The sequence below is a fragment of the Povalibacter uvarum genome, assembly GCF_014202975.1.
Taxonomy (GTDB): domain Bacteria; phylum Pseudomonadota; class Gammaproteobacteria; order Steroidobacterales; family Steroidobacteraceae; genus Steroidobacter; species Steroidobacter uvarum.
In genome coordinates this window covers 356763-377843 of sequence record NZ_JACHHZ010000002.1, presented here as the reverse complement: position 1 = coordinate 377843, position 21081 = coordinate 356763, and the positions used below count along the sequence as shown (strand labels likewise).

Genomic DNA, 21081 nt, shown 5'->3' with positions numbered 1-21081 from the left:
TCACTCCAGGCAGACGACCAGCTGCGCAGAGTGGCTGCGCCAGTTGATCGGGATGACGAACGAACGTGTGTTGTCCGGGGTGACGATTTTCTCCGGTTCGCCGGCGACGACCGTCGGCACGGAGATCATGAAGTCCTTGCCGAAATCGCGGCGCGCGTTGCCGGAGATCGTGTTGGCGACTTCACCCACGAGATCGCACATGTTTTCCTGCGTCAGCTCGGTCTCGCCCATGCGCATGAGCATGACGGTGAGCATCGGACGCGAAGCGGTGAAATAAACGATGCCGCGGCGCTTGCCCGCGATACTGATGAGGCCGGTGAACTCCTGCACGGTCGGACGTCCTTCCTGGACGATGTAAGGCGAGCCCACCGAAGCCGGCTGATTGGCTGCAGTGGCGAAATAATTCGTCGTTCCTTCGACGAACGTCTCGAGTTCAACTTTAGTCATCATTGCCGGCGCCCCTAAGCAGTTCTTCGAGCGCCTCTGTCAGCTGTCGATCCGTGAACGGCTTGCAGAGGAAACCGTTCGCACCCTTCTTCAGGGCCTCGATGGCCGTAGCCTTGTCGGACAAAGCCGAGATGATCAGGATCAGCACGTCGGGTTTGATCTTGACCAGATTCTCGACGCATTCGATGCCATCCATCTCGGGCATCGTGATGTCCATGGTCACGACATCGGCAGGTTCCTTCCGGAACGCTTCGACGGCGAGCTTGCCATTCGCCGCGGTGGCGATGACCTGCAGGCGGTCGATCTTCAGTTCACGCTCGATCTTGCGACGGATTATGTTCGAATCGTCGCAGATCATGAGCTTGAGCTTACCGTTCGTCAACGGTTCAGCCTTTGCGTTAGCCGCCATTGAAATCCCTCTTGCTGTACTTGTTCGTGACGCGGACCAGTTATGCAGCTACCGCTCGCGAGGGCGAGGGCAACCAGATCTTGAACTTCGAGAAGCGTCCGCCGGCCGAGGCCAGGCCGACGCGCCCGCCAAGTTCGGCAACCAGAATGCGCACGAGATCCATGCCTGCGCCGCGTCCTGCGTCCGTCGTGACGCGATCCGCTGTCGAGAAGCCCGGACGGAAGATCAGTGCCATCGTCTGGCGCGGGTCGAGCAATGCGGCCTGTGCAGGCGTGATCAGTCCACGCTCGACGGCCACTTCCTTGATGCGATCGAGCTGCAGGCCGCGACCGTCGTCCTGAACGACGAGCTCGAAGCCTTCTTCGCCGCGCTGCGTGAATTCGACGCCGAGGAAGCCGGTTTCCGACTTCTGGGCCTTCACTCTCTGGTCCGGTGTCTCGATGCCGTGCACCACTGCGTTGCGCACGAGCTGAATCGTGATGTCCTTGACGGCGCGCTTGTAGGACTCGGGCACTTCGGTGAGGCCCGTGCACTTCAGCGATACCTGCTTCGAATGCGACGAGGCAACGCGGGCGGCGAGATCTTCGAGCGTCCGCTCGAGACCGACCGCGGCTTCCGCTTCCTGTTGCGGTTGCTGCGTTGGCAGCGCCTTCATCTGCATCGTCTGGTCGTGCTTGCCGGCGAGCCACTGATCGACCTTCGCCGCTTCGACCTGACCGCCGCCGGACGTACGCCGCGCCGCGATGGCGTGGTGCAGGTCGACGAGACGACCCAGCATTTCGCGAACCTGGGCGAGGTGGTTGAACAGATCGTCGAGCTTGACGACGAGCGGGAGGAAGTCGCTGCCCGACAGCGTCGGGCGGCCCTTCAGGTCGCTCAGGGATTCTTCGAACGCATGCGCACGCTGTTCGACCGTCTTCAGGCCGAGCGCAGCAGCTTCGCCCTTGACTGCATGGACCTGGCGGTAGATGCCGTCGATCTTGGCGCGGAACGCCGTCTCTTCGCGAGCCGGCTCCTTGAGAATCGAGTTGACCATCTTGAGCGACACGTCGGCGTCGGTGAGGAAGCCGGTGAGGCTGTCGGGTTCGACGTGCAGGATGCGCAGCAGCAGGTCGAGCTGGGCCTGGGCCTTTTCCTGCGATTCCTGCAGTTCGCGCGAGAGCATCACGCGCTTCGTCACGTCGTTCACCGTGACCAGCAGGTGCGACAGCGAGCCGTCGGATTTCACGCGGTTGAAATCGAACTCGAGGTAGTGCGTGTCGAAACCGCCGGCCGGGTTGTCGAAGTGCACTTCGACTTCGTTCAGCGGGTTGATCGTCTTGACCAGCTTTTCGTTGACGCGCTCGCCCCAGAGCAGCGCGACGTAGTCCATCGCGGTCTTGAGCGTCTTCTCGGGGACGATGTCCTTCAACAGCGAGTCGAAGGTCAGGTTCATGAAGTCTTCCTTGCGGAAGATGGTATTGAGCGCCATCGAACGCTCGCTGCCGAGCTTCAGGTCCTTGTCGAGCAGGAACAGACCTTCATTCACCGTGCGCAGAATGTCCGCGGTTTCCTTACGGGCCCGCGACGACACCATTTCTTCCTTGCGCAGGTTGCGCGCGAAATAGAAGAAGAGGGCGCCGAGCAGTGCGAGTGCGGCGAGCAAGCCGCCGATCTGCACGCCGCGCAGCAGTGCTGCGTTGCCCTTGCTGGATTCTTCGACCTGGCCGGCGAGCTTCGTGGAGATCTGCGAAAGCTGGGCCTGAGAGGCCGCGGCGAATGTGTTCAATTCAACGAGGGCCGTCTGGAGGCGGCGACCGCGCGGGCTGAGCTGCACACCGGCCGGCTTTTCGGCAGCGGGCGCTGCAGCAGCATTCTTGCCGGTCGGAGCCGGGGCTGCGGGAGCAGGAGCTTCAGCGGCGTAGGGCGAACCGGAGAAGCGCAGGATCGGGTCGAGCTTGGCCTTGTACTCCTTCCACACCTTCTCGCCGTCGGCGAGCATCGCTTTCGCTTCGGCATCGTTCAGCGCGGAGACGCCGATCGTTGCGCCGGAGTTGTCGGAGACCATGCCGCCGGCGAGACCGATGAATGCGTGATCGTAGGCGGTTGCACTGCTGCGCAGGGCCTCGATCGCGTCATCGACCTTCTCGCCCGCCTGCAGGCGTTCGGTGATCGTGCGCGCGTTTGCCTGGATTTCCGCAGGCTGCGTGCGCATCTGCGAAAGGAATTTGACGCCCGCCACGTCATCGGCGAACAGGCCGGCGATGCCATGGTTCAACGCCAGAATGGCGATGAACGCCACCAGGAATCCTGTGATTGCCCACACGATTCCCTTGTATCGACCGAGATCTAGGATGCCCATTACGATTCCCCTATGACCCTTGAGTTTCCGGCGTACCGCGGCGTTTTTCCGGCCGCATCGTTCACGCCTTCGCCTGCTGCCGGACACCCCCGAATCGGGCACGACGACGCCAGCCGCAGGCAAGCTGCTGTGTACGTATATGACAATAAGCTCATTCCCGACGCTCGAACCAGTTCCCGTTTTTAAAGATCGGAAACTTGCGCCAGTTCAAAGTTTTCGGACGGGCACAGGCATTGTCCGATACGTCAAACGCGGCGGGAGCACGGAAAAACGCCTCCGGCGGCGTGACACCCCTGCAACAGGGCCCGGGCCAGCAGCGCCACGCCGTTCTCATTTTCGCTTTCGTGCCCGAGGGTTAGGGTGGGGGCCGGCATGTCGGTCTTTGGCAACAAGGTGAATTTTTTGTTGCAACGGCAACGAGTTACGTCTGGGTTCCGGTGCCGAAAGCTCTCGACAAGGCCCCAAGGGCACGTTCATGATCGATTCGAACGGCCCCGTGAAGGCGGGCCGGCACTCGAAGTGTCACGGGGCTACGACGGGAATGGGACATGAGTGATCAGATCGAATTTCGCTCTCATGTGCTCACGAAGCATCGGCTCGCGCTGGAGTCGCTGCTGTTCTTCAATTCCTGCCAGGCGCGCGTCGCATCGTGCATCGCGGATGCCGTCGAGACATTCGGCGCGCCCGAGATCGTGCCGGAAGGTGCCGATAGGCTTCGTGTACGAATCGACGGCATGCAGGAAGAAGCCCAGGCGCTGTTCGCCGTCGAAGCAGCGACCGGACGTCCCGTCGGCGTCGCTATCTACACCCGTCCCGATCTCGAGCACATTGCCGTGCTGCACCTGAGCATTTCGGCAGAGTACGCGGCAGGGGGTCCCCGATCCGATGAGCAGTTGCTGCTTCGCCTCCTGCGCGAAGTCCGACGCTCGACGCGTCGTATGAAGGGCGTGCGTCGGCTCGAGTTGTACTACGCACGGGGCCGGATGCCCGCGAGCCGTTGGCGCAGCGAAAGCAAAGAACTCGCCTGAAGTCCGGAAGCGGTCGGTAGCGCATCGGCCCGGACGGCGCTATAACGGCGCCCTTCCAAAGCAGCCCCGATTTTCCTCCGTGACGACTCCTTCACCGCGCGCCAGCGCGGCGCTTCGCATTACTGCCCGCCTCGCCCTTCTGACCGCGCTCAGCGCTTCGTTCGGCTTTCTGATCGGCTTCGCCGGTCACTGGTGGTGGGTGCTCGATCTCTTCTCGCACTTCAGGCTGCAATACGCGATCGCGCTGCTGGTTAGCGCCGGTGTGTTGTTCTCGGTACGCCGCCCACGCAGTGGAGCGCTCGTGCTTGCGACCGCGTTGCTCGTCGGCGCCAGCGTGGTGTCGTACACAGGCTGGCCGCCGCTGCAGTCCGCTCGCGCAACGTCCGGCGAATTCCGCTTCGTCACGTTCAATCAGTACTACACCAACCAGGACGCCGCGGGCATCGGTCGCTATCTCGAGAGCCTTCGCGCCGATGTGATTGCCGTCCAGGAGTTGCCGACGCTTGCCGCTGCCGAGCAGCTCGCTGCGCAACTGCCCTCGTATCCGCACATGCATGCGAAGTCCTGGTATCCGTACGGCGCCGTGATTTTCAGCCGCTGGCCGATCCAGCGAGTGGAGACCATCGAGCTCGCGCCGTACGGAGCGCTGGCCGCCAAAGCAGTGATCGATTGGGAGGGCAAGCCGGTTGCCGTCGTCGGCGTTCACCTGCACTGGCCCATCGGTCCCAACAACGTGCGATTGCGCAATGCGGAGATGAAGCAACTGGTGAAGGTGGCTGAGCAGACGCCGGAGCCGCTGCTCATCGGCGGCGACTTCAATGTGTCTTCGTGGTCGCAGAACTTTCGTCGCACGTTCGACGAGTCACCGCTGCACGACTGCGCACGCGGGCTCGGTCTGGTGAATACGTGGCCGTCTCACTTCGCGCCGCTCGCCATCCGCATCGATCAGTGCCTCGCGAGCGACCACTGGGAGGTGCTCCACGTGAGTCGCGGCCCGGCACTGGGGTCGGACCACTTTCCCACCGTGACCGATCTGCAGCTGCGACGGAAGACCGAGTGAGCGGCGCTACTCGCCGCTGCTCTTGACGCGCTTGATGACGAAGCCGCCGGATTTCTGGTCGGCTTCGAGATCGAGCAGCCGCCGCTTTTTCGCTTCTTCGAGAAGATCGCTGAAGGTGCGAAAGCCGTAGTAGGTTTCGTTGAAGCCGGGATTGCGGCGCTTGAGCGCCTGCTTGACCATCGATCCCCAGATCTTCTCGTCCTGATCGCGTTCGCTCGCGAGCGCTTCGATGGTGTCCATCACCAGATCGAAGGCTTCCTGGCGCCGGTCTTCGTCCGTCTTCTCTGCTTTCGGCTGTTCTTTCGGCGCGCCGGCCTGCTGCTTCGGCGCCGTCTTGCGGCGCGTGCGCTGCTTCTTCTCGTTCTGGCGCACGAGATCGTCGTAGAAAATGAACTCGTCGCAGTTCGCGATCAGCAGATCCGACGTCGAGCTCTTCACGCCGACGCCGATCACGGTCTTGTTGTTCTCGCGCAGCTTGCTCACGAGCGGTGAGAAGTCGGAGTCGCCGCTGATGATGACGAACGTGTCGACGTGAGCCTTCGTGTAGCACAGGTCCAGCGCATCGACGACCAGGCGGATGTCGGCCGAGTTCTTGCCCGACATGCGCACGTGCGGAATCTCGATGAGCTCGAACGACGCTTCGTGCATCGGCGCCTTGAATTCCTTGTAGCGATCCCAGTCGCAGTACGCCTTCTTCACGACGATGCTGCCCTTGAGCAGCAGCCGTTCCAGGACGCGGTCGATGTCGAATTTGGCGTACTGCGCATCGCGCACACCGAGGGCGATGTTCTCGAAATCGCAGAACAGGGCCATGCTGGTTATTGGGTGAGACATAGGAGGAGCGGTTGGCGGTTAGCGGTTGGCGGTTAGCAAGAATAGGACAGCAGAAGGAATGACCTCGAGATCCCACGTTCGCGCGGTGCAGTCCTGCAGTTTCCGGTTCTGAACCAACCGCCAACCGCTAACCGCTTCTCTTTCACAGCCATCCTTTGCGCTTGAAGAGCGCATAGGTTACGCCCATCGAGGTCAGCATCAGGCCGAGGGAGAAGAAGAAATTGCTGTAGGTGCCCGGGAAGCTCGGCAGCAGGTGGAAGTTCATGCCGTAGATGCTCGCGATCAGGGTGGGCGGCATGAACATGACGGCGGCGACCGAGAAGATCTTGATGATGTTGTTCTGCTCGAGGTTGATGAGGCCCAGGGTGGCTTCGAGCAGGAACGAGACCTTGGTGCCGAGAAAGCTCGCGTGGTCGGAGAGCGACGTGACGTCGCGGCTGATCGACTTGAACCGGCTGCGCTGCTCCTGGGTCATCTGCAGCAGCCCGGTCTGCTGAACGAACATCACGAGCCGGCCCAGGCTCACGAGACTTTCGCGCGACTTCGAATTGAGCTCGCCGTTGAAGCCGATCCGCTCGATCAACGCGCGCAGGTCACGGCTCTTCGGCGTGCCGTTCTGGCTCATGAAGATGCTGCCGGAAACGAGATCGAGATCGCCGCCGACGCGTTCGAGAATGTCGGCGATGCGTTCGATGAACGACTCGATGAGTCCCGCGAGGATGGCCACCGCGGATTGACAGGAGTTCGGATGCTTCTCGGCGTACGCGATGAACTGCTGGAACGGCTTCGTGTCGACGTAGCGGTTCGTAACCAGTCTGCCGTTCGAGAGGATGAACGTGACCGCGGTGATCTCCGGCCGGGACGTGTCGAGCTTCGCGGCAACGGTCGCGGTCATGTAGAGCGCGTCGTTGTCCTCGTAGAGGCGATTGGACGTCTCGATCTCTTTCATTTCCTCGCGCGTCGGGACGTCGATGCGCAGGATCTGTTCGACCGCCTTCTCTTCGTCGGGAGTGGGTTCCAGCAGATCGATCCAGACCACATCCGCGGGAACTTCGGCAGGCGTGGCCAGCGCCACGCTCGCGAGTCCCTGTGGCTGCTGGACGAAGGCTTTCAGCATGAGCGCTGGCGCCGCTTCGTCACGCTGCGCGCGCGAATCTCAGCCGCCGTGTTCCGAGGCGGAGAGTTCGCCGATCAGGCCGAACAGCTGTTCTTCGCCGCCGGCCATGCCGATATCCGTGCGGTACTTGCCGTTCACGATGACCGTCGGCACCGACTCGATGCGATAGCGGCGGTTGAGGAAATCGGCGCGCTGCAGCTTGCTCTCGACGGCGAACGAAGAGAACGCCTTCTGGAAGTCGTCCGCGTTCACGCCGTTCTGGCGGAAGAACGCCGTGATCTTGTCGACCGTGTTGAGCTGGTTGCCCTTCACGTTGATCTCGCGAAACATCGGGGCGTGCAGTTCTTCGAGTTTGCCGAGCAGCTCGGCGGTGTAGAACATGCGGGCATGCATGCGGGTCGTTTCATTCCACATCGCGGGGATGCGGACGAACTCGACGTACGAAGGCTTGCTCTTGCTGCGCCAGGATTCGATCGACGGATCGAGCGCGAAGCAATGGCCGCAGCCGTACCAGAATACTTCGACGACTTCGACGCGGCCCGGACCGACGCTCGTCGGCTGGTTCGGGACGACCTTGCTGTAGTTCGCGCCTTCCTTGAACTGAGCGGAGGTCGGCGATGCATTCGACGGGCCGCCGAGGCGCAACGAAGGCTGAGTGGTCGACGGCGCGGCTTCCGCCGTCGTTTCCTGACCGCCGTCGTCGGTTTCGCTGATCGTTTCGGACGGCGTGGCCGGCGATTCCGCGGCAGGCGCGGCGGCTTCATCGCCCGGTGTCGCGGCGGCGGGTTCGCTTGCAGCTGGTGCCGCCGTCTGTGCTGGTGCGGTCTGTTCCGCCGGCGGCGCCTCCTGCTTGTTACCGCAAGCGGCGAGCGCGATGAGCATCAAAGCAGCGAAACCGGCGCCAATTCTGTTCACGGACGGTCCTCTCGTATCGGATGTGGCGTGCAGACCCGGGCGGATCAGCGCAGGCCCTGCACGTAGGCAGCGACTGCTGCGATCTGCTCATCGGTCAGCAGCTTCGTCACGTCGCGCATCATCTGATTCTGATCGGTCTGCCGGGTTCCGCTGCGATACGCCTTGAGCTGCGCTTCGACATACGTCGCATGCTGGCCGTGGAGCGACGGATAGAGCGCCGTCGGATTGCCGCGGCCGCTCGGGCCGTGGCAGGACGTGCAGGCGGCAATGCCGCGTTCGGTATCGCCCGCGCGATACAGGCGCTGGCCGAGAGTCACTTTGCCGGCATCCGCTTCGAGACCATTGGCAGTCTGCGACGAGAAGTAGGCTGCGAGATCGGCCATGTCGGCATCCGACAGGCCTGCTGCCATCGGGCTCATCAGCACGTTCTGGCGCGCGCCGGACTTGAATGCCTTCAGCTGCTTCACGATGTACTCGCCGTGCTGGCCGGCGATCGTCGGCCATTCCGGATTCACGCTGTTGCCATCGACGCCGTGGCAGGCAACACACGTGCTCGACTTGGCCTGGCCGGCTTCAGCAGTGCCTTCGGCGAAGGCCGGAATGCTCGCGGACAGGCTGCACAATGCAGACAGCAGGACGATCGGCTGAAACTTCATCAGTCACACTCCACAAACTATTATTTTGGCTGCCGCGCCGGTCGAGCCATGCGCGAGCCGGAAGGCGCAAAAGGCGCGGAATTGTACACTACGGCCCGCCGCGGCCAACGCGGCGTTCCTCATCAGCCGACCATTCGCCCCGTATACAGATGCCGCAATTCCCTGAAGCCCAGTTCCTCATCAGCGCGTGGCAACCGCACCAGTTTCCGCCCGACCAGGGCAAGGAAGTCGCCTTCGTCGGCCGCTCGAACGCGGGGAAGTCGAGTGCCCTCAACGCCATCACCGGACGCAAGGACCTCGCCCGGACGAGCAAGACGCCGGGCCGCACGCAGCTGATCAATTTCTTCGGTCTGGCGAACGGTCATCGCCTGGCGGACCTGCCCGGCTACGGCTACGCGAAAGTACCGCCCGAGATGCAGGAGCACTGGCGCAAGCTGCTGAGCCGCTACGTGGAGAATCGCGGTTCTCTGGCGGGCGTGGTCGTCGTGATGGATTCGCGCCGTGGGGTGACGGACTTCGATCGGCAGATGCTCGCCCTGGCCCGTGAGCGCTCGCTGCCCGCGCATCTGCTGCTGACCAAGGCCGACAAGCTCAATCGCAGCGAGGCGGCCAGAACCCTCAAGGCCGTCGAAGCCGAGGCGGGGACGATTGCGACCGTTCAGTTGTTCTCGGCGGTCGCCAAGACCGGCCTGGACCAGGCCCGGGGATGGGTCCTGAAACAGCTGTCCGGCTAAGAAACGGGGCTGGAAAAAAGAACCCCGATGGCCGCGAAGGCCATCGGGGCAGTTGTTACCCGGCATGGGGATGGACCGGGCTACCGTTCACTCAGGGAGGTCAGCGAACGGGAGCGTCCTGGCCGACGCTCGTTAGTTGAGACGTGCGGCCCCCGGGAAAGTTCCGCGAGATTTTGCGTCGCGTTTGATTAAGAAATCGTGAGTTTTTCAACCTCTTAGGCGTCAGGTGGTGACCACAGGAGACGCCTCGGTTTTCACCGCGTCGGCGTCAATTTGTTGCAGCAAAGCAACGAAAAAGCACCCCTGATGCTCAAAGGAAGGTGTAGGTGAGCCCCACCGAAATCATGTTCAGGTCGTCCACATCCTCGAGATCGAAGATCTCGTATTCGATGCGGGCGCTGAGGCTGAGCAGCCGGAACTGCAGGCCCGCTCCGTAGGCGAAGTCGGTGCTGTCGTCCGACACCCGCCCCAGGCTCGTTCCCACGCTCGTGTCCGCACTGGCGACGCCGGCTTTGGCGAACAGGTCGACCGGGCCCAGCGGCAGGAATCCGACCGCGTAAGCGGCCAACGCATCCGATTCCACATTCACGCCGGAATCGCTCACTTCGCCGAAATCGATGTAGTTGACCTCGACGCCGAACCAGTCGAGCGGGCGGAACCCGGCGATCACTTTGAAGCCGGTGTCGTCGCCGTCGATCTGAGTGACACCAGCGTCGATATCGACATTCGATTGCCCGATGCCCGCGCCGATGTAGATGCCGTTGTCCGCTGCTTGCGACACGGCACTCGCCATGAGGGTCGAACCGAGCAGGAGCGCGGACAGGGTTGAGAACTTACGCATGTTGTGTTGCCTCCGTGACAACCTTTGGGCCAGAAACCTCGACGTGCGTACAGAATGCACTGACCGCATGAACGGTTGCATAACGGGCGATGCGTACGCCCGTTTCGTTCAGTGGGCTTCGTCCCAGTTCCGGCCCGCTCCTGCGTCCACTTTGAGCGGCACGCTGAGATTCGCGGCTGCTGCCATCATGGTGCGGACTCGCAGCATGAGATCGTCCTTGAGATCGTCGCGCACCTCGAACACGAGCTCGTCGTGCACCTGCATGATCAGCCTGGCTTCGATCTTCGATTCGACGAGCCAGCGATCGACGTCGATCATCGCCCGCTTGATGATGTCGGCCGCCGTTCCCTGCATGGGCGCATTGATGGCGGCGCGTTCGGCTGCCTGGCGCAGCGCTGCGTTGCGCGAGGTGATGTCGTTGAGATACAGGCGGCGTCCGAACACTGTCTCGACGTAGCCGCGTGTACGGGCAAGTTGCCGTGTTTCATCCATGTAGCGCCGCACGCCGGGATAGCGCTCGAAATACAGATCGACGTACTTCTGCGCTTCGCCGCGCGCGATGCCGAGCTGGCGCGCCAGCCCGAACGCCGACATGCCGTAGATCAATCCGAAGTTCACTGCTTTTGCCGAGCGGCGCTGATTCGCAGTGACCTCCGCGAAGGGCGTGCCGAACACCTCCGCCGCAGTCGCCTGGTGGATGTCGCGATCCTCGGCGAACGCGGCCAGCAAGCCGGCGTCGCCCGACAGATGCGCCATGATGCGCAGCTCGATCTGCGAATAGTCGGCGGCGACGATGCAGTGACCCGTCGGTGCGATGAACGTCTGGCGGATGCGGCGTCCTTCCTGCGAACGGATCGGGATGTTCTGCAGATTCGGATCCTGCGACGAGAGTCGCCCTGTTGCCGCCACCGCCTGCGCGTATGACGTGTGCACGCGGCCGGTGTTGCGGTTGATCTGCAACGGCAGCTTGTCGGTGTACGTCGACTTGAGCTTCGCGAAGCCGCGATAGTCCATGACGAGTCGCGGCAGCTCGTAGCTCTCCGCGAGCTCTTCGAGGACAGACTCCGCCGTGGAGGGCTGCCCGGTGGGCGTCTTCCCAAGCACGGGCAACCCGAGCTTGTTGAACAGCACGTCCTGAAGCTGCTTCGGCGATTCGAGAGAGAACGGTGCACCGGCGACCGCATGGGCCTGAGCTTCGATCTCGCGCATTTTCGTCGCGAGCTCGCTGCTCTGCTGACGCAACTGGCCACCGTCGATCAGCACGCCCGTGTGCTCCATCCGCAGCAACACGTTCACCAGCGGCTGTTCGATGGTCTCGTAGAGCGACTTGAGCTCACCTGTCGTTTCGATCTTCGGCCACAGCACCTGGTGCAGCTGCAGTGCGATGTCGACGGTTTCGGCGCAGTACTCCGTGGCCTTGTCGAGCGCGACCTGATTGAAACCGATCTGCTTGGCGCCCTTGCCGACGAGACTCTCGAATGCGATCAACTCGATGCCGAGATACTTCCTCGCCGTGGCGTCGATCTCGTGACGCGTCGCCGTGCTGTTCCAGACGTACGACTCGAGCATGGCGTCGAAGCGCATGCCCCTGAGTTCGATGCCGTGCCGTTTCAGGACATGGCCGCAGAACTTGAGCTGGTAACCGAGTTTCCCGGGAATGCCTGCCTCGAAAACCGGCTTGAGCGACTGAAGGACCGCATCCAGCGTGAGCTGGTCGGGTGCGCCGGGATAGTCGTGCCCCGTCGGCACGTAGGCCGCCTTGCCGGGTTCGATCGCGATCGCGACGCCCAGGATCTGCGCCTGCATGTAGTCGGCGGCGGTCGTGACGACATCGATCGAGATCAGGTCCGCCGCCTTCAGCGATTCAGTCCAGCGCTGCAGTGCTTCTGGCGTCGTGACGGTTTCGTAGCTGCGAGGAGGGCGCGGTGCGCTAGGTGTTTCCGCGAGGGCGCTTTCCACCGCTGCGGAGGCTTCCTCCGTGACATCGGCATCGCCACCGCCCACGATGCTGCGAAGCAGGGAGCGCAGCTCGAGTCGTGTGAACAACGCACGCAGTCGTTCGATATCCGGTTCCTGCCGGACCAACGACTCCGGCGTCATGTCGAGCTTCAGATCGCAGTCGAGCGTCGCGAGCTTTCGGGACAGTTCGAGATTCCCGAGGCTGGCCCGCAGGCTCTCGCCCACCTTTCCGGCGATTGCGTCCGCACTGCTGATCAATGCGTCGAGCGTCTGGTACTCGTTCAGCCATTTGGCCGCCGTCTTCGGGCCGACCTTCGGCACGCCGGGAATGTTGTCAGAGGTGTCGCCGACCAGCGCGAGGTAGTCGACGATCTGTTCGGGGAACACGTCGAACTTGGTCTTCACGCCAGCACGATCGAGCCGCGAGGCAGTCATCGTGTTCACGAGACCGATGCGCTCATTGACGAGCTGCGCCATGTCCTTGTCGCCCGTCGAGATCAGCACATCGATCCCTTGCGCGGCCGCCTGCCTTGCGAGCGTGCCGATCACGTCGTCTGCCTCGACGCCTTCGATGCGCAGCAGCGGCAAGCCCATCGCTTTGACGGAGTCGAGCAGCGGCTGGACCTGCGCGCGCAGCTCATCCGGCATCGGTTGCCGTGTCGCCTTGTATTCCTCGAACAGCTCGTCGCGAAACGTCTTGCCCGGCGCGTCGACGACGACCGCGATCAGTTGCGGCGACTCCTCCTTGAGGAGCTTCTGCAGCATGTTGAGCACGCCAAGGACCGCGCCCGTCGGTTCGCCCTTCGAATTCGTCAGCGGCGGCAGCGCATGGAATGCGCGATAGAGATACGAAGAGCCGTCGACGAGGACGAGCTTGCGGCCTTGGGTCATGAGTGCCGGGTTCCGGAAAAACTAGCGGCCAGGGGGCGGAGTCGCAGGACGGTCTGGATCGACGGCCGGCGGAGCGGGCGTGGGGTCCGTCGGCGTGGGCGTCTGCACCGGCGGCGAAGGATTCTTCTGCGATTGCGGCGCCGGAGGAAAAATCGGCGTCTTCTTTTTTCCGCTCTCGGTGCCGGGCGCTGTTCCCGGCGCCGATACTTCCTGCGCCGTCTCGTCGGCCCGGTACAGAGGTCCCTTCTGACCACAGGCCGCGAGCAGCAAAGCAGCCAGAAGCAGGGCCGATGGGAGAGTAGGTCGCATCGGACGGAGTATAGCGTCAGGCGACGGATCGACGTGTAGGCGTATTCGACGCGCTATTTGTCGATGACGGCCATCGTGATGCGCGAGATGCACACCAGCCGATCCTGCTCATCCGTAATCCGGATTTCCCACACGTGACTGCGTCGGCCGATGTGCAGCGGACGCGCCGTGCCGATGACGAATCCTTCCTTCACCGCCCGCACATGATTCGCGTTGATTTCCTGACCGACGCAACGGTACTGATTCCGATCGATCACCAGGCCTGCGCCGGTGCTGCCGAGCGTCTCCGCGAGAGCGACCGACGCGCCGCCGTGCAGGATGCCGAACGGCTGCCGCGTGCGGTCATCCACGGGCATGCGTGCGCGGATGAAGTCATCGCCGAGCTCGGTGAATTCGATACCGAGATGCGTCGGCAGCGACTTGCCGAAGAATCGGACCTGCTCGAGAGTGATGGGGGTGGACCAGATGGGCATAAGGAGAAGCGGTTAGCGGTTGGCGGTTAGCGGATGGTCGGAATCGGAAGCAGCGGCGTTTCGGGATGACGTCTCGTCTCTCCGGCTCGGAGTTTGACTATCCGCCATCTGCTACCTACTTCTTCTTTAGTTTCTCGCCTACGCGGCGATAAGCCTCGCGGAAGGGAATGCCTTCCTTTACGACGAGTTCGTTGGCTTCCGCGGCGGCGTGAATCGAAGGATCGAGGTGGATGCGGTCGCGGCGGAAGCGCACGCCGGCGAGTGCCGCAGGCAGGATCGCGAGTGTGTCGAGGCAGACGTCGATGCCGCGGAAGAGCGGGACCTTGATGAGCTGCAGATCGCGTTGATAGCCGGACGGGAGTTTCGCGACGATGCCCATCACTTCGAGCAGGCAGGCCTGCGCGGTTGCTGTTCGGCCGCGGATCAGTTCGAACACGTCCGGGTTGCGCTTCTGCGGCATGATCGACGAGCCGGTCGTGAAAGCATCCGGCAGCTCGACGAACGAGAATTCCTGCGTGTAGAACAGCATGAGATCGGAGGCGAGGCGTCCGACGTCCTGCATCACCAGTGCGATCTCGAAGAGCAGTTGTGCTTCGGCTTTGCCGCGCGAGAGCTGCACCGCCGTTACTGGTTCGTGGATGACTGCGAATTCCAGTCGCTTGCGGGTCTCTTCGCGGTCGATCGGGAGATTGGGCGAGCCATAGCCGGCAGCGGAGCCCAGCGGGCTCTTCTGGACGCGGCGCTTTACTTGCGCGAGCCCTGCAGCATCATCGCGCAACTCGGTGGCGAAGCCGCCAGCCCACAGCGCGACGCTGCTCGGCATCGCCTGCTGCATGTGCGTGTAGCCAGGCAGTGCGAGGTCACCTTCACGCTTGGCCAGATCGTCGAGTGCTTCGGCAGCTGCGGTCGTACGTGCTTCGAGCTCGTCGATCGCGTCGCGCAAATAGAGCCGCAGAGCGGTCAGCACCTGGTCGTTCCGGGATCGACCAAGGTGAACGCGCTTGCCGGCTTCGCCGATGCGCGCGGTCAGCAGGCTTTCGAGCGCGGTCTGACCATCTTCATGCTCGAGCAGCACCTGCCACTGGCCTTGCGCATGCTCTGCCGCAATCGCGTTGAGTCCATCGCGAATCGCAACGAGATCGTCAGCAGACAGCAGGCCTCGCGCGTTCAGCATCTCCGCATGTGCGATCGACGCGCGCACATCGTACGCAACGAGCCGGTTGTCCAGCGCGTGATCGTCGCCGGCCGTGTAGCGCAGCACACGCTCATCGAGCGGTGCGCCTTTATCCCAAAGACGAGTCATAAGGAAAGTAGCGGTTGGCGGTTGGCGGTTAGCGGTTGGTTCGGAGAAGAGGCAGCGTCGAACGATTGGTGCGCGCACAGAGGCAAGAGCGAGACTCCCCTCTGAACTAACCGCCAACCGCCAACCGCCAACCGCTTCTCCTTCATTCGTGTTGTTCGGCCGCGCTCAGCGCGCTGATGTTCTCGACCACCAGCGTACCGGTGCCTTCGTTCGTGAAGACTTCGGCGAGGATGCTGTCGGGCGACTTGTATGACATCACGTGCACGCGACGAACGCCGCCGCGGATCGCGTCTTCGATTGCCTTGGCCTTCGGCAGCATCCCGTCCTTCAGGCTGCCCTGGTCCTTGAGGCGCTTGAGGCCCTGCAGATCGGTGTACGAGATGATCGAACGCGGATCGTCGAGCGCTTCCATGATGCCGGGCGCGCCGGTGCAGAGCATGAGCTTCTCGGCCTTCAGTGCGCCGCCGATGGCGGCGGCGACGGTGTCGGCATTGATGTTGAGCAACTGACCGGAGTCATCGGCGGACACCGGGCTGACAACGGGCATCAGGCCGTCGTCGAGGAGCTGCTGCAGCACTTTCGCGTCGATGAGATCGATGTCGCCGACGAAGCCGTAATCCACGGTCGTGCCTTCGACATTCACCGGCGGACGCTTGTGTGCGCGCACGAGGCCCGCGTCCACGCCGCTCACACCGACAGCCGCGATATCGAACTCGCGACAGATGCCGAGGATCTGCGTGTTCACGAGACCGTTCAGCACCATGCTCGTGACTTCGATGGATTTCTCATCGGTCACGCGCCGGCCCGCCACGATCTGCGGCTTGATGCCCAGCGATTCCTGGATCTGTGTCAGCTGCGGACCACCGCCGTGCACGAGCACGACACGGATGCCCACCTGGTGCAGGATCGCGACCTGTTCGATCAGCGTCCGGGTCGAAGCCAGGTCGGCGAACACACCGCCACTGGCCTTGATGACGAACACCTTGCCCTTGTACATGCGAATGTACGGCGCGGCGCTGCGCAGCGCGCGGATGGCAACGGAAGGATCGGTTCGGAGCACGGAAGGAACACCTCTGTAGAAAGTTGTCGACAGTAAACCCGGCTGCGAGCAATGAGCTGAGAGCAATGAGCCAGAAACACTCGGGCTACTTGCTCGTCGCTCACCGCTCGTAGCTCATCCTCGCAAGAGGCGATACAACACCGCCATCTGCACCACCATTCGATTGAACGCCTCGCGGATCACGACGCTGCGTGGACCGTCGAGCACTTCGTCGGCGACCGCGACGTTACGCCGAACCGGCAGACAATGCATGAAATGACAGTTGGGGTCCGTTGTCCGGAACCAGTTGTCCTTCACGCACCAGTCGCTAAGGTACTCGCGCAGGCGCGTCTCCGCTTCGTTGTCGCCGTAGTGTTGCGGCGAGCCCCATTCCTTCGCGTAGATCACGTGCGCGCCGTCGAGCGCCTCGGAGCGATCGTTGGTCTCGCGTACCGAACCGCCCGAAGCCTTCGCCGCCTGGCGCGCTTTTTCCATGATCTGGTCCGGCAATGCAAATCCATCCGGTCGAAGCACGACGACCTCCATGCCTCGCTGCGCCGCCATGTGGACCGTCGATGACGGCACCGCGAGCGGCAGGGCGCGCGGATGATTCGCCCAGCTCAGAACGAACTTGCCGCGTTCCGGAACGCGCAGTTCGTCCATCGTGTGCCAGTCGGCGAGCGCCTGGCAGGGATGGCTGACCGCTGATTCCATGTTCACGAGCGGCTTGTCGCAAAGGTCAGCCATCATCTTGAAGCCCGTCTCGGCGAGATCCGCCGCGAGGTTGCGACCCTCGGCGAACATGCGGATGCCGATCGCATCGCAGTAGGACGCGAGCACTGGCACCGCTTCGCGCACGTGCTCGGCCGCCGCGCCGTTCATGATCGCGCCCGATCGCGTTTCCATCTGCCACGTGCCTTGCCCCGGGGTGATCACCACCGCCGTTCCACCAAGCCGCATGATCGCGCTCTGGAAGGAAGCGAGCGTGCGCAACGACGGATTCAGGAACAGCAGGCCCAGCACTTTGCCTGCCAGAGCCTGCGGCTGCGGATGTTGCTGCAGTCGCGCAGCGAGCCCGAGCAGGTCTTTGACTTGCTCGCGGGGGAAATCGGCCAGGTCGAGGAAGCGGTTCATATCGTTATGTGATGAGGTGCCAGTAGTGTGCTTCGTAGTTTGTTTGCGTGATCATCCGATCACTTGCCGATGCGCTTCAGCGCATCCCGCAATTGCTCCACGTGCTCACTGCCCAGCACGAACGGCGCGAGGATGCGCACGACGTTGGGATCGCCGCTGGTGCCAGTGAGGATGTCGAGCTTCAGGAGTTCTGCCTGGACGTCCTTGGCGGGACGGCTCGTGCGCAGGCCGAGCAACAGGCCGGCGCCCTGGGTTCCTACGACGGGGCCGACGACGCATTTCTCGCGGATCTCGGCGGAGCGTGCGCGGACGTTCTCGAGCAGGTTCTCCGATTCGATGATGTCGATGACGGCTTCGACGACGGCGCAGGCCATGGGACCGGCGCCGAAAGTCGTGCCGAGCGAGTCGATCTTCATGTACTCGGCGACGTGATCGGCGACGAGCACGGCGGAGACCGGGAAGCCGGCGCCGAGCGCCTTCGCCGTCGTGATGATGTCCGGCGTGATGCCGTACATGTTCGCGGCGAAGGGATAGCCCGTGCGGCCGACACCGCACTGCACTTCGTCGAAGATCAGGATCGAGCCGTTCTCGCTGCAGCGTGTGCGCAGCGCCTGGAGGAATTCCTTCGGCAGGTCGAGGGCGCCAGCGACACCCTGCACCGGTTCGACGATCACGGCAGCCGTACGATCGTTCACCATCGTCGCGAGCTTGTGCGCTTCGCTCGGCTTGATGAACTTCACTTCGAAGGGCTTGCCCGGAAAGCCGTACCACTTCTTCTCGGCGCCCCACGTGACTGCGCCTGCTGCCGCCGTGCGGCCATGGAAGCTGCCTTCGACCGCGATTACTTCCGTGCCGTTGGTCATCTTGAAGGCGAGCTTCAGCGCATTCTCATTCGCTTCCGCGCCTGAGTTGACGAAGAAGATCGTGTCGAGGCCCAGGCCGCAGAAGTTCGCGAGCTTCGCCGCAGCGCGACGACGAACGTCGAGCGGCACGGCGTTGCTCTGAAAGCAGAGCTGGCGCGCCTGCTGGGTGAGCGCTTCGACCCAGCGCGGATGGTTGTAGCCCAGCGCGGCAACGGCGTGACCGCCGTAGAGATCGAGCACTTTGCGGCCATCCGGCGTGTGCAGAGAGACGCCCTGCGCATCGACGACTTCGAGCGGGAACTGCGCGAAGACGGGCGCGAGATGATCCTGCAGCGGCGCTGCAGGCGTCGCGGAGGGTCGAAGAGGGACTACGTTTGTCATGATCGTGATCCGAGTGACGATTACGTCCAGCCGGGCGCAGGTGCCGTGAGGCCCGCCGTTTCTTCGAAGCCGAACACGCGATTGAGCCACTGCATGGCCCCGCCGGCAGCGCCTTTGGTCAGATTATCGACGGCACACATCACCACGACGCTGCTGCCGTTGGCGGCTGCGCTGAGAAACGCGTAGTTGCTGCTTGCGATGTCCTTGATGTGCGGCATGTCGGCGCCGACGCGGACGAACGGCCTGCCGCGATAGAAGCCTTTGAGCGCGTCCTGCAGCTCGGCGGTCTTGATCGGTCGCTTCGCGACAGCTTGCAGCGTCACGTGAATGCCGCGTGCAAACGGTCCCGAATGCGGAACGAAGTTGAATTCCGCCGCGACGTCGCTCGCCGCCTGTGCAAGTGCCGTGATCTCCGGCGTGTGCCGATGCGAAAGCGGGTTGTACGCGTACAGATCGCTGTGACGCTGCGGATGATGGGTGCCGGCGACCGGCGTGCGGCCCGAGCCGGTGCTGCCCGTGATGCCGCTGACGAAGAGTCGCGGCTCGACGAGATCCAGCTTGAGCAGCGGCACGCTCGAGAGCAGAACGGCCGTCGCGAAACAGCCGGGATGCGCGACATGCGGGGTCGAGAGCTTGTCGAGATGCTCAGGCACCGCGCAAGTGAACTGCGCGATCCGCGATGGCGCACCGTGAGCGTGCTTGTAGACCGCCTCGTACGCACTCGCAGTCGAGTAGCGATAGTCCGCGGAGATGTCTATCACGCGCGGCTTCGTTCCCTTGCTTTCGGCGACCTTGAGGAGGTCGTCGATGAGCTGCGCGGCAACGCCATGCGGCGCGGCTGACAGAATTGCGCATTCAGGCAGCGATCCGACCAGCTCCTTGATCTGCTCCAGGCTCGAGAACTTCAGCTCCGGGTACACGGGGGCCAGGTGAGCGAACGACTTCGCTACCGCCTCGCCCGGCTGGCTGTCCGAAAGGATCGCGCGCAGCTCGATGAACGGATGCGCGGCAATCAGACGCAGCAGTTCGCCGGACACGTAGCCGGTGCCGCCGAGGACAATCGCGGGAATCTTTTCAGTCATCTCCCTACTCTCTCCGTCACGCCCGCCTGGGCTCTCTCCGTCACTCCCGCGCACGCGGGAGTCCATCTTGATCGGAACGGATGGATTCCCGCTTGCGCGGGAATGACATCCAAAGCGCCTCTCACTCCGCTTCGACGACCGCCCTCTTCGGCGTCAGGTTCAGCGACTCGATCACACGATCGCCCAGCGCTGCGCCGTCGGTGATCGCGTTGAACGCGGCCACGCCGAACTTGTCGCGGATGATGTTCACGCCGACGGCGTTGTCCGTCGCCGGACCCGTGACGACTGCCGGTTCGATTCCGAACTGCTCGCGCAGCAGCTTCACGCCGCCCCACGCCGCGACCGGATCGTTCGCCGACAGCACGACGCTCGTCAGGCACTTGCGAATGTCAGGCGAAGAGAGAATCGCCTCGACGCCGTAGGCGCCGAGAATGCCGTCGCCGAGCTCGAACACGATGACGTCCGGCTCGCCCTGCGACATTTCAGTCAGCAGCGCGCGCGTGATTGCCGGACCCGTCTTGGCGGTCGTCGTCACTACACCGAGGTCAGTGAAGATCATGCTGCGACGTGCGCCCGCGTCTTCCATCGCGAGGATGTCGCGACGCAGCGATACACCAGTGGCCTTGAATGCATGCACGTTCAAGCCGCGATGGCGCATGCGTGCGACGATCGCGCAGGCAGCGGCGGTCTTGCCGGCTTCCATGCAGGTACCCGCGAGCGCGACGACAGGGACATTGCGAGTCTCGCAGGTCGCGTTGTAGTCGAGGCGGCGATACCCGACTCGGGCGGGCACGCCGATGCGTTCGCCGAGATACGGGAACTGCAGCACGACGCCCAGGACGCGCGCATCGAACGGACGACCCTTCTCAGGATTCGCCGAATCGCAGATACCGAGCACGCCGCCGATATTCAGCACCTGAATGATGTCGCCTTCCTTCACGGTTTCGGGCAGGTGGCCCGAGTAGCCGAACAACGCCTGCCGATGGCCGAGCGCACCGACGATGACGTCGCCCTTCGCGACTTTCGCCATGCGGCCGCTGGTCAGTTCCAGCGTGTTGTAGGTCGACTTGTTGGTCAGGATCTCAACGACCAGCACCACGCCTTCCTCGCACGGAATATCGGTGGTGGCGACGCGCAGTTCATGACCCAGCGTCAGCGCCTGGGTGATGGAAGCGATCTTGTCGACGACGACAGTCTTCATTTGTGGATTGCACCTATGCAGTTAAAAACAACGTGACGAGTGACGGGTAAGGGCGTTCCCGCCC

20 protein-coding genes are annotated in these 21081 nt (G+C 63.1%); 3 read left to right on the top strand and 17 right to left on the bottom strand.

The genetic code is table 11. The features are described 5' to 3' along the window. The 3 genes from HNQ60_RS07935 to HNQ60_RS07925 are packed head-to-tail and all read right to left on the bottom strand — an operon-like array spanning position 1 to position 3197. Positions 1-450: a chemotaxis protein CheX gene (locus HNQ60_RS07935; RefSeq protein WP_184330508.1), complete on the bottom strand. Its 450-nt coding sequence runs from the start codon at positions 448-450 to the stop codon at positions 1-3. Next, on the bottom strand, positions 440-856 hold the full coding sequence (locus HNQ60_RS07930) for a response regulator transcription factor (protein ID WP_221304090.1): 417 nt from the start codon (positions 854-856) through the stop codon (positions 440-442). Before HNQ60_RS07930 ends, HNQ60_RS07935 begins: the two co-directional genes overlap by 11 nt. A 40-nt stretch (positions 857-896) precedes the next feature. Then, positions 897-3197 (bottom strand): ATP-binding protein, encoded by a 2301-nt coding sequence (locus tag HNQ60_RS07925; protein WP_184330507.1) that lies wholly within the window; start codon positions 3195-3197, stop codon positions 897-899. Between the two features lie 548 nt (positions 3198-3745). Here HNQ60_RS07925 and HNQ60_RS07920 point away from each other — a divergent pair. Both HNQ60_RS07920 and HNQ60_RS27410 read left to right on the top strand, forming a co-directional pair. Beyond that, entirely contained in the window at positions 3746-4225 is a 480-nt protein-coding gene (locus HNQ60_RS07920) for a hypothetical protein (protein WP_184330506.1), read from the top strand. Between the two features lie 79 nt (positions 4226-4304). Next, on the top strand, positions 4305-5285 hold the full coding sequence (locus HNQ60_RS27410) for an endonuclease/exonuclease/phosphatase family protein (protein WP_184330505.1): 981 nt from the start codon (positions 4305-4307) through the stop codon (positions 5283-5285). Positions 5286-5291: 6 nt separating this feature from the next. On the opposite strand, the gene HNQ60_RS07910 is transcribed toward HNQ60_RS27410, so the two are convergent. From HNQ60_RS07910 to HNQ60_RS07895, 4 genes are all read right to left on the bottom strand, one after another. Next, positions 5292-6119, bottom strand: a complete 828-nt coding sequence (locus tag HNQ60_RS07910; protein ID WP_184330504.1) for an NYN domain-containing protein — start codon at positions 6117-6119, stop codon at positions 5292-5294. 142 nt (positions 6120-6261) lie between these two features. Continuing rightward, positions 6262-7236: a magnesium transporter CorA family protein gene (locus HNQ60_RS07905; protein WP_184330503.1), complete on the bottom strand. Its 975-nt coding sequence runs from the start codon at positions 7234-7236 to the stop codon at positions 6262-6264. A 39-nt stretch (positions 7237-7275) separates the two neighbouring features. Then, positions 7276-8151 carry a thiol:disulfide interchange protein DsbA/DsbL gene (locus HNQ60_RS28045; protein WP_184330502.1) on the bottom strand — a complete coding sequence of 292 codons (876 nt, stop codon included), beginning with the start codon at positions 8149-8151 and terminating at the stop codon, positions 7276-7278. A gap of 44 nt (positions 8152-8195) precedes the next feature. Next, positions 8196-8807 (bottom strand): c-type cytochrome, encoded by a 612-nt coding sequence (locus HNQ60_RS07895; protein ID WP_184330501.1) that lies wholly within the window; start codon positions 8805-8807, stop codon positions 8196-8198. 149 nt (positions 8808-8956) lie between these two features. Between HNQ60_RS07895 and yihA the strand changes: the two genes are divergently transcribed. Beyond that, positions 8957-9541 carry a ribosome biogenesis GTP-binding protein YihA/YsxC gene (gene yihA, locus HNQ60_RS07890; RefSeq protein ID WP_184330500.1) on the top strand — a complete coding sequence of 195 codons (585 nt, stop codon included), beginning with the start codon at positions 8957-8959 and terminating at the stop codon, positions 9539-9541. A gap of 310 nt (positions 9542-9851) precedes the next feature. Here the strand turns inward: yihA and HNQ60_RS07885 are convergent, their stop codons facing one another. The 10 genes from HNQ60_RS07885 to HNQ60_RS07840 all read right to left on the bottom strand — a co-directional run bounded on the left by HNQ60_RS07885 (position 9852) and on the right by HNQ60_RS07840 (position 21017). Beyond that, on the bottom strand, positions 9852-10382 hold the full coding sequence (locus HNQ60_RS07885) for a porin family protein (protein WP_184330499.1): 531 nt from the start codon (positions 10380-10382) through the stop codon (positions 9852-9854). Positions 10383-10490: 108 nt separating this feature from the next. After that, positions 10491-13232, bottom strand: coding sequence for a DNA polymerase I (gene polA / locus HNQ60_RS07880; RefSeq protein ID WP_184330498.1), 2742 nt, complete (start codon positions 13230-13232; stop codon positions 10491-10493). A 21-nt stretch (positions 13233-13253) separates the two neighbouring features. Continuing rightward, a complete protein-coding gene (gene lptM, locus HNQ60_RS28280; RefSeq protein ID WP_184330497.1) occupies positions 13254-13541 on the bottom strand; it encodes an LPS translocon maturation chaperone LptM in 288 nt (95 codons plus the stop codon). A gap of 53 nt (positions 13542-13594) precedes the next feature. Then, entirely contained in the window at positions 13595-14014 is a 420-nt protein-coding gene (locus tag HNQ60_RS07870; protein ID WP_184330496.1) for a hotdog fold thioesterase, read from the bottom strand. 115 nt (positions 14015-14129) lie between these two features. Next, positions 14130-15317, bottom strand: coding sequence for an argininosuccinate lyase (gene argH / locus HNQ60_RS07865; RefSeq protein ID WP_184330495.1), 1188 nt, complete (start codon positions 15315-15317; stop codon positions 14130-14132). 142 nt (positions 15318-15459) lie between these two features. Then, on the bottom strand, positions 15460-16377 hold the full coding sequence (argB, locus tag HNQ60_RS07860) for an acetylglutamate kinase (RefSeq protein WP_184330494.1): 918 nt from the start codon (positions 16375-16377) through the stop codon (positions 15460-15462). A 114-nt stretch (positions 16378-16491) separates the two neighbouring features. Then, positions 16492-17490 (bottom strand): N-acetylornithine carbamoyltransferase, encoded by a 999-nt coding sequence (locus HNQ60_RS07855; protein WP_184330493.1) that lies wholly within the window; start codon positions 17488-17490, stop codon positions 16492-16494. Between the two features lie 59 nt (positions 17491-17549). Then, positions 17550-18734 (bottom strand): aspartate aminotransferase family protein, encoded by a 1185-nt coding sequence (locus tag HNQ60_RS07850; protein ID WP_184330492.1) that lies wholly within the window; start codon positions 18732-18734, stop codon positions 17550-17552. Positions 18735-18754: 20 nt separating this feature from the next. Further along, on the bottom strand, positions 18755-19816 hold the full coding sequence (gene argC, locus HNQ60_RS07845) for an N-acetyl-gamma-glutamyl-phosphate reductase (protein ID WP_184330491.1): 1062 nt from the start codon (positions 19814-19816) through the stop codon (positions 18755-18757). A 121-nt stretch (positions 19817-19937) separates the two neighbouring features. Further along, the gene (locus tag HNQ60_RS07840; RefSeq protein WP_184330490.1) at positions 19938-21017 is read right to left on the bottom strand and encodes a hypothetical protein; all 1080 of its coding nucleotides are present in this window, start codon (positions 21015-21017) and stop codon (positions 19938-19940) included. Positions 21018-21081: the final 64 nt, after the last annotated feature.